This is a genomic window from Collinsella aerofaciens (genome assembly GCF_028209395.1).
Taxonomy (GTDB): Bacteria; Actinomycetota; Coriobacteriia; order Coriobacteriales; family Coriobacteriaceae; genus Collinsella; species Collinsella aerofaciens_AZ.
Map to the genome: position 1 here is coordinate 18,947 of NZ_JAQLDQ010000011.1, position 15,313 is coordinate 34,259.

The 15,313-nt window shown below is 59.6% G+C and carries 13 protein-coding genes; 5 read left to right on the forward strand and 8 right to left on the reverse strand.

Annotation, left to right across the window (positions count from 1 at the left end; translation table 11 throughout):
• Nucleotides 1–5 precede the first annotated feature (5 nt).
• Nucleotides 6–710 (forward strand): serine O-acetyltransferase, encoded by a 705-nt coding sequence (cysE, locus tag PMW67_RS05775; RefSeq protein WP_035138740.1) that lies wholly within the window; start codon nucleotides 6–8, stop codon nucleotides 708–710.
• Nucleotides 711–823: 113 nt separating this feature from the next.
• Here cysE and PMW67_RS05780 read toward each other — a convergent pair whose 3' ends face one another.
• The 4 genes from PMW67_RS05780 to PMW67_RS05795 form a co-directional block, all read right to left on the reverse strand.
• A complete protein-coding gene (locus tag PMW67_RS05780) occupies nucleotides 824–2,830 on the reverse strand; it encodes an ABC transporter ATP-binding protein (RefSeq protein ID WP_271739045.1) in 2,007 nt (668 codons plus the stop codon).
• 1 nt (nucleotide 2,831) lies between these two features.
• Entirely contained in the window at nucleotides 2,832–4,556 is a 1,725-nt protein-coding gene (locus PMW67_RS05785) for an ABC transporter ATP-binding protein (protein ID WP_271739047.1), read from the reverse strand.
• Complete coding sequence (locus PMW67_RS05790; protein WP_195503962.1) at nucleotides 4,556–5,056, reverse strand: MarR family winged helix-turn-helix transcriptional regulator; 501 nt, start codon at nucleotides 5,054–5,056, stop codon at nucleotides 4,556–4,558. The genes PMW67_RS05785 and PMW67_RS05790 overlap by 1 nt, the downstream gene beginning before the upstream one ends.
• Before the next feature lie 181 nt (nucleotides 5,057–5,237).
• Nucleotides 5,238–5,528 (reverse strand): hypothetical protein, encoded by a 291-nt coding sequence (locus PMW67_RS05795; protein ID WP_006235631.1) that lies wholly within the window; start codon nucleotides 5,526–5,528, stop codon nucleotides 5,238–5,240.
• Between the two features lie 294 nt (nucleotides 5,529–5,822).
• Here PMW67_RS05795 and PMW67_RS05800 point away from each other — a divergent pair, with 294 nt between their 5' ends.
• Nucleotides 5,823–6,344, forward strand: a complete 522-nt coding sequence (locus PMW67_RS05800; RefSeq protein WP_271739050.1) for a nitroreductase family protein — start codon at nucleotides 5,823–5,825, stop codon at nucleotides 6,342–6,344.
• A 55-nt stretch (nucleotides 6,345–6,399) separates the two neighbouring features.
• On the opposite strand, the gene PMW67_RS05805 is transcribed toward PMW67_RS05800, so the two are convergent.
• The 3 genes from PMW67_RS05805 to PMW67_RS05815 form a co-directional block, all read right to left on the reverse strand.
• A complete protein-coding gene (locus PMW67_RS05805; protein WP_260699729.1) occupies nucleotides 6,400–6,975 on the reverse strand; it encodes a hypothetical protein in 576 nt (191 codons plus the stop codon).
• Between the two features lie 84 nt (nucleotides 6,976–7,059).
• Nucleotides 7,060–8,277 (reverse strand): helix-turn-helix domain-containing protein, encoded by a 1,218-nt coding sequence (locus PMW67_RS05810; protein WP_271739052.1) that lies wholly within the window; start codon nucleotides 8,275–8,277, stop codon nucleotides 7,060–7,062.
• A 266-nt stretch (nucleotides 8,278–8,543) separates the two neighbouring features.
• Nucleotides 8,544–9,578 (reverse strand): YeiH family protein, encoded by a 1,035-nt coding sequence (locus PMW67_RS05815; RefSeq protein ID WP_271739053.1) that lies wholly within the window; start codon nucleotides 9,576–9,578, stop codon nucleotides 8,544–8,546.
• A gap of 193 nt (nucleotides 9,579–9,771) precedes the next feature.
• On the opposite strand from PMW67_RS05815, the gene PMW67_RS05820 reads away from it, so the two are divergent.
• Nucleotides 9,772–10,473 (forward strand): GntR family transcriptional regulator, encoded by a 702-nt coding sequence (locus tag PMW67_RS05820; RefSeq protein WP_055310169.1) that lies wholly within the window; start codon nucleotides 9,772–9,774, stop codon nucleotides 10,471–10,473.
• Nucleotides 10,474–10,584: 111 nt separating this feature from the next.
• Here the strand turns inward: PMW67_RS05820 and glmS are convergent, their stop codons facing one another.
• Nucleotides 10,585–12,432 carry a glutamine--fructose-6-phosphate transaminase (isomerizing) gene (glmS, locus tag PMW67_RS05825; RefSeq protein ID WP_271739054.1) on the reverse strand — a complete coding sequence of 616 codons (1,848 nt, stop codon included), beginning with the start codon at nucleotides 12,430–12,432 and terminating at the stop codon, nucleotides 10,585–10,587.
• Nucleotides 12,433–12,744: 312 nt separating this feature from the next.
• On the opposite strand from glmS, the gene PMW67_RS05830 reads away from it, so the two are divergent.
• Both PMW67_RS05830 and PMW67_RS05835 read left to right on the forward strand, forming a co-directional pair.
• On the forward strand, nucleotides 12,745–13,878 hold the full coding sequence (locus PMW67_RS05830; RefSeq protein ID WP_271739056.1) for a LacI family DNA-binding transcriptional regulator: 1,134 nt from the start codon (nucleotides 12,745–12,747) through the stop codon (nucleotides 13,876–13,878).
• A 215-nt stretch (nucleotides 13,879–14,093) separates the two neighbouring features.
• A complete protein-coding gene (locus tag PMW67_RS05835; RefSeq protein ID WP_117759248.1) occupies nucleotides 14,094–15,299 on the forward strand; it encodes an ATP-binding protein in 1,206 nt (401 codons plus the stop codon).
• Nucleotides 15,300–15,313 lie beyond the last annotated feature (14 nt).

Consider the following 15,313-nt stretch of genomic DNA (forward strand, 5'->3'; position numbering starts at 1 on the left):
GGCCGGTGAGCTTTATCAATACCATTCGCGAGGACATCAAGACCGTCCAAGCGCAGGACCCCGCCGCGCAAAACGGTCTGGTCATCTTCCTTTCCTATCCTGGCCTGCACGCCAAGTGGAACCACGTGCCCGAGCACTGGCTGTGGGAGCATGGACATCGCTCGCTCGCCCGCGTGCTCTCGCAAATCACCCGTCATATCACCGGCGTCGAGATTCATCCCGCCGCACAGATCGGCAAGCACTTCTTTATCGACCACGCCATGGGCGTCGTCATCGGCGAGACCACCATTGTGGGCGACAACTGCGTGCTCTATCAGGGCGTCACGCTCGGCGGTACCGGCAACGAGACCGGCAAACGCCACCCCACCCTGGGCAACAACGTCACCGTGGGCACGGGTGCCAAGGTGCTCGGCAACATCCGCATCGGCAACAACGTCAAAATCGGCGGCAACTCGGTCGTCGTTAAGGACGTCCCCGACAACTGCACCGTCGTGGGCGTGCCGGGACGTATCATCAAGCGCAACGGTTGCCGTGTGTTCGAGGAGAGTTTCGACGCCAAGCAGCATCGCGAGTACATGCCCGATGACGCCGCCGAGCAGTCCGCCCTCAACCGCCAGGGCATCACCGAGAATGCCCGCCGCGTCAAGGAACTCGAGCGAGAGGTGGCCGAGCTCAAGGCCCTCGTCGCCAAGCTCGTGGACGAACGTTAGGAACGCAAGCGGCACAAAACGACATCGGCACCGACGCAAAAGGCGCGCCAGGGAATCAATCCCCGGCGCGCCATTCCTTTTGATGTGACATGCGGGACTGTCCCTTTGTCACATTATGCGAACTGACTCAGATAGAGGTCGGCGTAAGCGCCCTCGGCTGCGAGCAGCTCCTTATGCGTGCCCTGCTCGATAATGTTGCCGTGGTCCATGACCAAGATCAGGTCGGCGTCCACGATCGTCGACAGGCGATGCGCGATCACAAAGCTCGTGCGCCCGCGCATAAGCGCGTCCATGGCGCGGCCGATAGCAAGCTCGGTGCGCGTGTCCACGCTTGAGGTCGCCTCGTCCAGGATGAGAATCGCCGGGTTGTTGAGCAGCACGCGCGCAATGGTCAGCAACTGGCGCTGGCCCTGGCTGATGCTTTCGGCATCGTTGGCCACGCGCGTGTCGTAGCCCTGCGGCATGGTGCGCACAAAGAAGTCAACCTGGGCGGCGCGCGCAGCCGCAACAATCTCCTCGCGCGTTGCCTCGGGGCAGCCGTAGGCGATGTTCTCGGCAATCGTGCCGTCGAACAGCCAGGCGTCTTGCAGCACCATGCCAAACTGCTGACGTAGCTCGCCGCGATCCATGCGGCTCGTATCCACGCCGTCGAGCGTAATACGCCCGCCGTCAATCTCGTAGAAGCGCATGAGCAGGTTGATGAGCGTCGTCTTGCCTGCGCCCGTGGTTCCCACCACGGCAATCTTCTGGCCCGGCTCGGCGGTAAACGACACGTCGCGCATAAGCGGCTTGTCGGGCGAATAACCAAAGCGCACGTGCTCAAAGGAGACGCGACCCTCAACGCGACCCGGCAGCTTGGCGGCCTCGTCCGGCAGCGGATCGGCCTCCATCTCGGGCTCATCGAGCAGGTCGAACACGCGCTCCGCACTCGCCAGCGCGCTCTGCAGCGAGTTAAAGGTAAACGACAGCTGCGTCATGGGTTCGGACGCCTCGTAAATAAACTGGAAGAACGCCTGGAACACGCCGACGGTCATGTGACCGGCAACCAGCATGCTGCAGCCCACAAGCGCAATAACGATCTGCGCCAAACGGCCGATAAAGCGCACCGCGGGGCCGACGGCATTGATCATAAAGTCGGCCTTGGTGCTCACGCGCGCCAGCTCGCCCGAGGCCTGGTGCACCTCGGCAGAGCTCTGGTGCTCGCGGTTGAATGCGCGAATCACCAAACGGCCCGAATAGCCTTCCTCGACCGCGCTCGTAATCTTGGACACCCACTCCTGGCGCTCGCCCGTCACATCGTGCGTGCGGCGCGAAACGACCTTCGTCACCAGCAGCGACAGCGTCATAAAGAACAAAAAGACGAGCGTGAGCGGCACGCTAAACACGAACATCACGATCACAGCGCCCACCACGGTACCGATCGACACCAGAAGCTGCAGCAAGCCGCGCTGCATGCTCTCGGACATCTTGTCCAAGTCGTTGGTCGCACGGCTGACGACCTCACCGGGACGATGCGCGTCAAAGAAGGCAAGCGGCAGACGGTTGAGCTTTTGCGCGATGCGGTTGCGCAGGCGCAGATTGAGACGCTCAGCGACGCTCGACATCAAAAAGCTCTGGAGCGCGTAGAACGAGGCAGCGGCCGTCCAAATCATAAAGTAGATGAAGATGGTCCTGCCGCAGTTCTCCCAGGTGATGTTGAAGGTGGTATCGTTGGCAAACGCCACCTGAATGTGGCTCCACAGCTCATCGATCACGCGGGCGCTATATGCCGGCGCGGCAGTGTTAAAGATGGCATAGAACACAATGCTCGCGAACACGATATAGAAGCGCCAATGGTCGCCGGCAGCCTCGCTCCACAGGCGGCGCACCGTCGCCCAGGTATCTCGAGGCGTCTCGTCGTCGTCTTCGTCGTCCACGTCGCGCATGCGCTCTGCCTCGGCGCGGGCGCGCTCGTCCTCGGCACGTTCGTTTTCCTCGTAGAGCGCTTGGCGGCGAGCCTCGCGCTCGGCTGCAGCCTTGGCGGCGTCATCCAGCTCGGGTGCCACGGCAACCGTTTCCTCGACCAGCCCCGCGGCAACGGCGTCATCAACGCCGCCCTGCTTCTTGAGCTCCCCGGTCATGCTACTCACCTCCCTTCATTTGCGATTCCGCGATGGCACGGTACACCTCGCAGGTTTCCATAAGCTCGCCATGCGTGCCCAGGCCCACAACCTCGCCATCCTTGAGCACGACGATCTGGTCGGCGTGCAAAATCGTCGAGATGCGCTGCGCGATGATGAGCACCGCGGCATCGCGCGTCTCGCCTTGCAAAGCATGGCGCAGGGCGGCATCGGTCTTAAAGTCCAGGGCCGAAAAACTGTCATCGAAGATATATAGATCGGCATGCTTCATGAGCGCACGGGCGATTGCCAAACGCTGGCGCTGGCCGCCCGAAAAGTTCGTACCGCCCTGGGCAACCGGGGTATCGAGCCCCTGCGGTTGGTCGAGTACAAAGGTGCTCTGGGCAACCTCAAGCGCGTGAAGCATGTCGCCCTCGGTCGCGCCTTCGTTACCAAAGCGAAGGTTGCTCGCCACCGTGCCCGAGAACAGCCACGCCTTCTGCGGCACATAGGCAATGCGCCCGCGGATTTCGTCTTGCGTAAGCTCGCGCAGGTCCACACCATTCAGGCGAATGGAGCCCTTGGTGGCATCGTGGAAGCGCAGCAGAAGCTTTGCCACCGTCGATTTGCCCGAGCCTGTCGAGCCAACGATCGCAGTCGTCTGACCGCGACGGCAGGCAAAGCTCAGGTCGCACAGGGTGTCCTCGTCGGCATCGTCAAAGCGAAACGACATATGATCGAACACGGCAACAGCATCCGCATCGTCCTCGGAGGCAGGCGCCCCGTCATCCAGCGTGCGCTCGCCATCGACGATGCTCGGCTCAATCTCCAACACCTGCTGCGCACGGTTCAGGCACGCGGCAGCACGCGGAAGCGTCAGCACCACCATCTGCGCCATCATCACAAAGAACAGGATCAGAATTGCATACTCCAGCACCGCCGAGATACTCGCAATCTGCATGGCGTGGGCGCCTACGCGGTTGCCGCCCACCCACAGCACCGCCACCTCGGCGATGTTCATCAAAAAGAAGCTTGAGCTGTCGAGGCCCACAAACAGGTGGTTGACTTTGATGGCGTTGGCGGCGTATTCGCTAAACACCTCGTCCAGACGCCGTTCCTCGTGGCGCTCCTTGTTAAACGCACGGATGACGCGCACGCCCACAATATTCTCGCGCAGCACCACGTTCATGCGGTCGATAAAGCCCTGTAGGCGCATAAAAATCGGCGCCGCGTTGGCAACCGTAAAGACCGCCGCCACCAGCACAATCGCAACGACTACGCCCAGCAGCGTGCCCATGGCGGGATCGATAAACCAGGCGAAGATGATGCCCGCCACAGCCAAAAACGGCACGGGCAGCACCAGCTGAATCGTCTGCAGAATCGCCTGCTGAATCACGTTGATGTCGTTGAGCGAGCGCGTGATCATCGATCCGGTGCCAAAGCGCTCAAAATCGCTGGCCGCGAGCTCGAGCGATTTGTCGTACACGGCATTGCGGATATCGCAAGCCACGTTGGCGGCCAGGCGCGCCGAAAGATAGCAGCCCAGCACCGTGCCGCCGCTAGCCATGCTGGTCGCGATAAACATGTATAGGCCGTTGCGTAAAATGTAGTCGACATCGCCCGTGGTAATACCGGTGTTGACCATGTTCGCCAGCATCGTGGGAACCAACAGCGTACCGACGTTATCCACCAGCAGCACCAGCAGCGTCACTGCGACAAGCCCTCGATAGGGCTTCAAAAACCTCATTAACAGTCGCACGACTCCCCCTCACCTTGATTCTCGGCCTGGCTCTCGGCAGCGATATGCTGCTTAAAGGCATCGCACTCATCGCCGAGCACCTGAGAGAATTTGCCGATCAAGCGCATAATCTCGCGCTGCTCACATGGCTCAAGCGCGCCAAAGGCTCGCTGCTCGGCCTTGAGTGCCGGCAGCGCATAACGCTCGGCAAATCGCCTGCCCTCTTCGGTCAGGCTCACAACCTTGTTCTTACGACTGCCTTCGGCAAACTCCAACGTTGCGAAGCCCCGCGCCGTCAAGGTTTTAATTGCCGAATTGATGGTCTGCTTGCTGTAGAACCATTCGCTTGTCAGACGGCTTACGGCAATACTGCCGCCCGCCGTGCTGGTATCGACGAGCATCCAGTAAGCGCAGTCCGAAAGGCCGCAGGCACGCGAGAACTCCGAATAGATATGGTCGAGTCCATTGAGCAACCGATCGAAGTCGACCAGCGTAACCGCACTATTCATCTATCCCACCATTCAATTGTCCGATTTTTGACCAATTATGTGTCTCTAGATTAGTCCGAGTTTTGACTATCGTCAACAGGCTCTCCGCAAATGCGTGCATTTTTATGGCCTATCGGCAGAAAAAGACCGCCGGCGCGGGGGCGGCGCCAGCGGTCACGTGAAAATCGAGTTTTATTGCCTGTTAAGCGGCGACGGCCTCATAGACCGTAGCGCCCGAGAAGCTGTCATGCAGGCTCTTGCCGGCAATCCACGGCAGCTCGACGACCTCGCAGACCGTGTTGACCAACTCAGAGCAGTCAGTAAAGTGGCCTTTGTCGTTGAGGGCCTCGCAATCCTGAACACGCCAATAGCCATCGGTGTGCGTGATGTAGTACTCGTGATCGTTGATCGACACGAAAGCGCGCGTCTTGGAACGCAGCAGCTTCAGAAATCCTTCGAAATCGGTCTCGACGACATCTCCAGCCTGGAACATGATGTTACCTCCTGGCCCGGCGCCACCACGGCGCATTGATAAACGTTGGTACTCCTTTAGTAAAACCTTTATCAAAGGTTATGCGTTCGTCATTTAGGCAAGTGGTAAAAAACCGCAGGGTAGACGGGATAAAACGTTTAACCATCCCATTTGTTTGTCACATTCTGAAGGTACTTTTATGCAAACCTACTTTCCCAATTGGAATCTATCCTTTTGGCCAGGCAATTGACCGTCTATCGTTTGAGCCCGACGGGTATGAACGGGGCATCTGCAACGCCACCGCAAGGAGACACCATGGAGACTATCGAAGCACTCATTCACCGCCGCAGCTGCCGCAACTACAGCGATCGTCCCGTCGAGGCCGAAAAGCTTGCACGTATTATCGAAGCCGGCCAATATGCACCGAGCGGCATGGGCCGCCAGCCGGTGACGTTTGTCGCCGTCAACGACCCCGCGACCGTCGAGCGTCTCTCACGGCTCAACGCCCAGGTCATGGGCAGCAACAGCGACCCCTTCTATGGCGCCAAGACCGTTGTGGTGGTGCTGGTTGACCGCAGCGTGCCCACACATCTGGAAGACGGCTCGCTCGCCATGGGCAACTTGCTCAACGCCGCCTATGCGCTGGGTGTCGATTCGTGCTGGATTCACCGCGCGCATGAGGTCTTTGACTCGCCCGAGGGCCTGGAGCTGCTGGCCAGCTGGGGCCTGCCCGCCGACGGCAGTCTGCGCGGTGTCGGTAACTGCATTCTTGGCTACGCCGAGGACACGCTACCCGAGGCAAAGCCGCGCCGCGACAACGTGGTATACGTCAAGTAGCGCAGGAGTGTCCCAAACTGCCGGCAGAAAAGGAACGTCCCCTTCTGCCGGCAAGCTATGTTGATATTTGAGTTGTCGTCGTTTCGTTCGTCTGGGCCGTTTCGGCTTCGCTGCCTTGTTCGTCTTCGTCCTTTTGCGCATCGGCGATGGTGGAGGCCGCCGCGACGATACCGCGCTGGGGCGCAACGCCCGTCTGGGTCTGAGCGCCCTCGATAACTTCTGTGCCTGCATGCGCGAGCTCGGGCGATTTAAACACTGCGTCCAAGTTGGCGCCACCGCCGGCGTAGCCGAGCGCGGCGAGTGCGATGACGATAACTGCAACGACGGCCACGATCGGCACATAACGATGCCAACCAGCCGGGTTGAGCCCGCTGCGGCGAGCCGCCCCGCGACTGATGTAACCAAGCGTGCCGTCGTGCTTGAGCTTTGAGCCCACCACGCGTTTGCGGCCCCACAGCGAGGACTCTGCCTGCATTGCCAAGCGGGCGCTTGCCGAAGGATAGCCGTATTTAGTGCGCTTGAATGAGCCATCAAACCCCGAGGCGTGTTTACCCCACGTCACCGATGTTGTGCGTCGGTTGACCGGCGCGGCACTCCGTCTTCTGCGGCTCGGTTTGGAAGTCTCAGCCATATGCCCTCGCACGCCGTAACCAAATCGAAACAATAACGCTTTGGACTGTAGCACACGCGTCGCGCGCGGTCACGGGCGCCTCGCTCAACGGTCATCGTCCTTCAGCAAGCGCCACAGCGTTGTACGGCTTATACCCAGCACCTCTGCCGCACGAGTCCGGTTGCCGTGGAGATGATCTACAACCAGATGCGCGATATCTCGCTCGGTATCGGCCAGCGGTCGCAGGATATACAGGTCACTTTCGAGCGTCGGGGCGCCAAAGGTTGCGGTCTTAATCACGTCCTCTTGGGCGAGCACTTCCTCCGCCACAGCGCGGCCCACCGTGCCCGCCCCCACCAATATATACAGTCGTTCCGAGACCTCGCGGAGCTGCAGATAGTTGCGCGGCCAGCGGTAAGTATCGAGCGTCTTCGTCGCCGTGGCAGACAGCGTGGGCGCTGCCGTCCCAAATGCATCAGCGAGATATTCCAAATAGCGCGCGACCTTCGTCGACGCGGCTCCCTGCTCGGCGATTGCCGGCGCCACGCTCACCGCACAGGCGAAGCGCTCGGACACAAAGGCGGCTTGATCACTTTCGCTGCCGCCCGGCATGTCATTCGCCGTCAGCACCACATGGCAGCGCGTCGCCAACGCGGTGTCGGCCATCGTGGAAACGAGCTCGCGAAGGCGCTGGGGACCAACCGCGTTCCAGCCCTCAATGCAAAGTGTCAGCCCCGTTTGGAACAGCGGCGATTCGGAGCTTTTGAGCACATGGCGCCAACCGCGATCGGTGAGTTCATCGAGCGCGACGGAAACAAAGGGCTGATCGGCAAAAGGACCGTCCAGATAGAGGCGCTTGGCGATCTCGACCTGACCCGCTCCCAGCTCGCCCTCGAGCATAAGGGGCACACCGCGCGCGTAGCTCTCGGCAACCGGTGCAGCCACCGCAGCGGCACCCTCAACGATGCCGTACGCGCTCGATTCGTAGCGGGCCTCAACTTCGTCGGCGTTGAGCCACTCGATGCCCGCATGCGCCGCGGCACCGCGCACCTCACGCGCCACGACCACCCAAAGGCCCCCGCCCTCTTTGTCGGTGGGGCGAACGGTCAGGCTCAGGTGCGTACCCGCACGCCCCATAACAAGACGCGCGCCGTCTCCTATACGGTCGAGGCGCTCAGCAACAAAAGCCGCCACATCCCGCTCAAGCGCCGCGTCATTCATGGTCGAGATCGCGACGTCCCCACGCGCATCGATTGCCAATGCCGAGGCCCCGGCGGCAGCTATGGCATCGGTCAAGATGTTCAGCTTGTCATCGCTATCCATGATTTGCCCCTGTCCGCAGCGACGTGCAACCGCCGCCGGTCGCACGACCGAGTGTTTCAAAATTGAACGATATTGCTCACCAAACACTATAGGGCAGAAAGCGCCGTCCTGCGAGTATAGGTGTTGCCCCGCATCGCCATCCTGGCGGGGCGATAAGAGCTCTTCGGGACTTATAAACCTGCGGACAAGCCATACCCGCAAGAGCTCCTATCGCTCCACCGTGAGAATGCGCTCACCGGCACGCAGCACGCAAATAAGCTACTTCTCTACCAGATTCCCAGCACGTGTTGCATTCCCAAACTCATGCACGCAATGCCAATCCAGCAGCAAAAGCCCAGCGCGATGGGCTTGCCGCCCTTTTTGACCAGCTCGACGATATCGGTATTAAAACCAATAGCCGCCATGGCCATCACAATAAAGAACTTCGACAGCTCCTTGATGGGCGCCGTGATGGACACGGGAAGCTGAAACACCGTGGTGATCACGCTCGCCAGCACAAAGAACAGCACAAACATGGGAAACGCGCGTTTAAGGGAGAACGTGCTTTTGGCGTCGCCGCCGGCTTTGCGCGCCAGATGCATCTGCCAGCATGCGAGGACCAACGTGATGGGGATAATGGCCAGCGTCCTGGTGAGCTTGACCACCGTGGCGCTCTCGAGCACATTGGCGCCGGGATGCATGCTGTCCCAGGCACTCGCCGCAGCCGTTACGGACGAGGTGTCGTTGATGGCGGTGCCGGCAAACAGGCCAAAGCCCTCGTTGGTCAGCCCGAGCATGCCGCCGAGCGTCGGAAACACGAGCGCCGCGATAACGTTAAACAGGAAGATGACCGAGATGGCCTGGGCAATCTCGCGATCGTCGGCATCGATGACGGGCGCGGTCGCGGCGATGGCAGAACCGCCGCAAATCGACGAACCCACACCCACAAGCGTCGCGATCTTGCCCGGCACGTTCATAACGCGGCAGAGCACAAAGGCGATGACAAGCGAGGTCGAGATTGTCGCCACGATAATCGGCAGCGACTGGGCGCCCTTGGACAGAATCTGGGAGAGGTTCATGCCAAAGCCAAGCAGGATAACCGCGTACTGCAAGACTTTTTTGGACGTATAGGTAACGCCGGCGGCGAGCTGTTCGCGACGATTCTTGGGAAAGACGAGCGCCAGGACCATGCCAAAGAGGATGGCAAATACCGGACCGCCGACCACCTCAATTTGTTTGCCGAGCAACGTCGCGGGAATGGCGACGATCAGGCAGAACAAGACGCCTTTCCAGCGCTCGCGTACGATATTTGCCAGTTGCATATGGGACTCCTTCTTTCTATTTCACGTTTGCGACGGCTTATGATACGGCAACATTGAGCGCAGCCTTGCGCAAACACAGACTAAGATGCCGCAATAGTTCTCAGGCAACAGCCGAATTACCCACCGCGGAGAGCTGATTCGCGGCATAATTAACAACTGACATATGAGTTTGATAGAACAGTTGCGAGGCGCTATGGAAGAATCGATGCACGTCGGCGAGCAGGAAACGAGCCTACAGGACCAGTCCTACCACACCATTCGACGCAAAATCGTCTACCTGGACTACAAGCCGGGCGAAAAGCTGGGCGTCAAGCAACTTTGCGATGACCTGGATATGGGGCGCACCCCTGTGCGCGAGGCTTTGGTTCGCTTGGCGCAGGAAGGCCTGGTGCGCACCGTGCCCCAAAGCGGCACCTATGTCTCGCCCATCAACCTCACCCTTGCCGAGAGTGCCTGTTACATCCGCGAGCATCTGGAAAAGCAGGTAATCGTGGAGTGCTGTGCGCGCGCCACCTCGGCAGGCATCGAGCAGCTCGACCGAGCCATCGCGCTGCAGGAAAAGGCCATGGCCGATGAGGATCGCATCGGCTTCTTTTTGAGCGATAACCTCATGCACCACATGATCTTTAGCATCGCATGTCGCAGCACCGTGTGGTCGTGGCTCGAAGAGACCAATGCCGACCTAGAGCGCTTCCGCTGGCTGCGCGCTGCCACGCAAGTTCTCGACAATCAGGACATTGTGAACGAACACAAGCAGATTCGCCGTGCTATCGCCGGTCGCGACCCCATCGAAGCGAGCTTTTTGGTCAGCAAGCACCTGCATATGATGTTCCGCAACCAAACCGAGGTTCTGGACCAGTTCCCCGAGTACTTCGAGACCAGCAAGCTCCGCTAACCTGCCAAAAAGGGACAGGTTTATTTTGGCAGGTTTTATCTGGGCAAATGCAACCAGGCCCGGCTCCGCTGCAACGGAGCCGGGCCTTGGTCGCTAGAACGGCGGAACCAACTATTCCACGGTCACGCTCTTAGCGAGGTTTCGGGGCTGATCAACATCGCAGCCGCGCAGGATGGCGACCTCGCGGGCGAGCAGCTGCAGCGGGACACTCGCCGTGATGGGGCTGAACACGTCGCGGACGGCCGGCACGCGGATGATGCAGTCGGCGATCTTGTTGATCTCCCCGTCGCCCTCGGTGGCAACGACGATGACCTTGGCGCCGCGCGCCTTGCACTCCATGAGGTTCGACACGGTCTTGTCGTAGGTGGCACTCTTGGTTGCCACGGCGATGACGGGGAAGCCCGGGTCGATCAGGGCGATGGGGCCGTGCTTCATCTCACCGGCGGCGTAGGCCTCGGCGTGCAGGTAGCTGACCTCTTTGAGCTTGAGCGCGCCCTCGTAGGAAATAGCGGCACCCATGCCGCGGCCCACGAACAGTGCGGACTGCGCGTCCTTGCACAGCAGGGCAGCCTCATGCACGGCCTCGGTCTGGGTATCCAAAATCCACTGGATCTGCTCGGCCGTATCGGAAAGCTCGCGGAACAGCATGCGCGCCTGCTTGGTGGTCAAGCGGTACTTGACCTGCGCCAGCAGCAGGGCCAAAAGCGTGAGGCTCACGACCTGGCCGATAAAGCTCTTGGTCGAGGCGACCGCAATCTCCTTGTTGGCCTTAGTGTAGATGACGCCGTCGCTCTCACGCGCCACGGGGCTGCCCACCACGTTGGTGATGCCGAAGACCTTGGCGCCCTTGATGCGCGCGTCTCGAATGGCGGCAAGGGTATCGGCCGTCTCGCCCGACTGGGACACGGCAACGACGAGCGTCGTCGGCGTAATGATGGGATTGCGATAACGGAACTCGCTGGCCGCCTCAACCTCGGTGGGGATGCGAGCCCAGCCCTCGATGAGATTCTTAGCAATGAGGCCAGCGTGATAGCTGGTGCCGCAAGCGATCACGTAGACGCGGTCGATGTCGTTGAGCTCCTCGAGCGAAAGGCCCAGCTCGTCGATGTCGAGCTCGCCGGCCGGCGTCATACGACCGACCAGCGTGTCGCGCACGACGCGCGGCTGCTCGTGGATTTCCTTGAGCATAAAGTCGGGATAACCGCCCTTTTCTGCCATGTCCAGGTCCCAGTCGATGTGGGTGACCTTGGGCTCGATAACGTTGCCGGCCTCGTCGGTGTACTCGACGCCTGCGGGCGTGAGCTTGGCAAACTGACCGTCCTCGAGCACCACGACATCGCGGGTGGCGTCGATGAGCGCGATGACATCAGAAGCAACATAGGAGCCGGTTTCACCCACACCGACTACGATCGGGGAATCCTTGCGGGCCACGGCGATCACGCCGGGCTCGTCAGCGCACACGGCGGCCAGACCATAGGCACCGACCACGTGGGTGCAAGCCTCGCGCACGGAGGCCATCAGGTCGTGCGTCTCGGCATAAGCCTCTTCGATCAGATGCGCGAAGACCTCGGTATCGGTCTCGCTCTTAAAGTGGTGGCCGCGGTCCTCCAGCTCTTCGCGCAGCTCGGCGAAGTTCTCGATGATGCCGTTGTGAACGATGGCGATACGACCGTCGCAGCTGGTGTGGGGGTGAGCGTTAACGACCGAAGGCTTGCCGTGGGTGGCCCAACGGGTGTGGCCGATACCGCAGGTAGCGTCGCTGTCAATGTTGGAAAGCTCGCTCTCCAGGCCCGCGACCTTGCCCACGCGGCGGATGACGTCGAGGTGCGCCGCGGCGCCCTCGCCCACCTCGAGCGCGACGCCCGAGGAGTCATAGCCGCGATACTCCATGCGCTTGAGGCCCGTGATCAGGATGTTCTTTGCAATATCAGAGCCGGTGTAGCCGACAATTCCGCACATAGGATAAATCCCTTCGTTCGCGTGACTGCAAGACGTCCACGCACAGGGGGCGCTGAGACGTATAACGTTCGAGTATTGTACTCACGCAAGCGCAAGCTGATATACCAGAAGTGGTATCTCAACTTAGATACCACCCGATGCACACATGCCCAGCCGGTCCAAACCACCGCAAAGGTGCCTGTCCCCTTCGTGGTGGTCGCGCTGGCAACGGCGTTTCCCCAGATAAAACCTGCCAAAATAAACCTGTCCCTTTTTGGAAGGTTTGGGATGCTACAATCTGGCTTGTACTTGAAACGCATCAAAGGGGCCGCTATGGCAAAGGTAAAAATCAGCGACGTCGCGCGCGAGGCCGGGGTTTCGCTGGGCACGGTTTCCAACGCGCTCAACCACCCCGAAAAGCTGCGCCCCGAGACCCTCAAGCTCATCAACGAGACCATCAATCGCCTTGGCTACCTGCCCAACCAAAGCGCTCGTCAGCTCGCGGGCGGCGCCACCAAGTCCTTTGGCCTGGTGCTCCCCCGTCTCGATCACGGCTTTTCGCTCCAAATCGCCAGCGGCGCCCACAACGAGGCTCGCAAGCACGGCTATGACTTGCTCATCGCCAACGCCGATAACGACGATATTCTCCAGGACCATTACCTGCGCTACTTTATGGGCACCCAGATGTCCGGCGTCATGGTTCAGCCCATGGCATCCCCCGACTGGCACCCCGCCATGGCCAAGATGCCCGTGCCGATCGTCCATCTGGACATCCATTGCTCCGAGCCCGGCTACTACGTAGCGGCCGACAACGAGGCCCAGGGTCGCATCATTGCCGAACTTGCCATCGCCCGCGGTGCACGTCATATCACCGTTGTGGGTAGAGCAGCATTTATGCAACTCACCCTGCGCGTCCTTGGCATTCATAAGGCACTCGCCCTACACCCCGATATCAAGATCGAAGTCATCGACGCCGGCGAATGGAATGCCGCCGCCGACGGCTACGGCATCGGCGCCCAAATCGCCGCGCGCCCCGCCGACGAACGCCCCGATTTTGTCATCGGCCTGACCGACGTACTGGCGTCGGGCGTTATCTCGGCGCTGATAGACAAAGGCATCTCCGTCCCCGAGCAGGTCCGCGTGGCCGGCTGCGACGGCAATCCACTTGCCTGGAGCGGGTCGGTCCCCCTTACCACCGTGGCGCCGCCGGGCTACGAAATTGGCCGCAAGGGTGTTCAATTGCTCATGGAGCAAATCGAGGATAAACCTGCCGCCAAGACCAAACGAGTCCGCATCGGCTCCGCCGCGCGCACCGTCACCACGGCCACGGCCGCCGAGGACATTAACCGTCAGGAGCTCGTGCGCCCCTTCTTGCTCGAACGTGTGAGCACCCAAAAGGCCGAGCAGCACCCGACGGGCCCATCCGCGGCCCCAATAACCGACATCAACCTGGGCGCCTACCTGTAACAAAAAACGCCGCAACGGGAACAGTCCCGCTGCGGCGTTTTGCTGGCCCCATGTTCCCTCCCCGTTTAGCCGGACCTGCGACTACGGATATTTATGGAATGTAATCCTTTTTTTTCATTAACTTTTTTGTTAAAATAGACTCAATTCCATATTTTTAGATATTTCCTATAAGTATTGATTTTGCTCCAGTTTTTTCTCGCCAAGAAAGGGGTTTCATGAATCTGATTGATCGCAAACAGTACCTCGACTGGCTCATTTCGTGGAAAGACTCGCACGTCATCAAGGTCGTTTCGGGCGTGCGAAGGTCCGGCAAATCAAAGCTATTCGAAATCTACCGTAGCTACCTGCGCGATCATGGAATCACAGGCGACCAGGTTATATCCCTCAACTTTGAAGACCTGGAGTTCGAGTCGCTTACGTCGTATAGAGCACTCTACGACTACATTTCCGCCAGACTCGTCCCCGATAAGATGAACTACGTTTTTCTGGACGAGATACAGCACGTCGAGCATTTCGAAAAAGCCGTCGACAGTCTTTTTATCAAGGACAATGTCGACCTCTACATAACCGGTTCCAACGCTTATCTGCTCTCGAGCGAGCTGGCAACTTTGCTCTCCGGCCGCTACGTAGAGCTCAAGATGCTGCCCCTATCCTTTAAAGAGTTTTGCTCGGCAAAAACCAATGACGGAAAGGCTCCCGCGCAGTTGTTTGACGAGTACATCACCCGGGGCTCTTTTCCCTTTATCGCCGAGACGGGTATTCAGGGACCCCAGGCGCGCGATTATCTTATGAGCCTCTACGATACCATCGTCATACGCGACGTTATCGAACGCCTGAAGGTCTCGGACGTCCCGACCCTGCGCGATATCACCAAGTTCCTACTCCATAGCATTGGAAACCGGATCTCGATTAAAAAAATCTCCGACACGCTCTCGTCCAACGGCAACAAAACCGACCAGAAAACCGTAGCCAAGTACCTCAAAGGCTTAACAGACAGCCTTGTGTTGTACTTTGCTCCGCGCTATAACGTGCGCGGTCGGCAGCTTCTTTCAACAAACGGCAAATACTACGCCGTTGACCTTGGACTTAGAGGCGCTCTCGTCAAAACCCAAAGCAGCGATATCGGTCATATCCTCGAAAATGTTGTTTATCTCGAGCTCCTACGCCGTGGATACGACGTCTACGTGGGCGATATCGACGGCGGGGAAATCGATTTTGTTGCCCTAAAGTCAGACGAGACAGCCTATTTTCAGGTTTCAGCCACAACGCTCGACGAAACTACCCTCAATCGAGAGTTGGCCCCCTTTAAGAAGGTCCGAGACAACTACCCCAAGACGCTTCTTACGCTCGACACGCTGTTTGCGGACGCGAACTACGAAGGAGTCCGCAAGCGCAACGTGATCGACTGGCTCCTGGAGTAACTTGTAGCGTCATA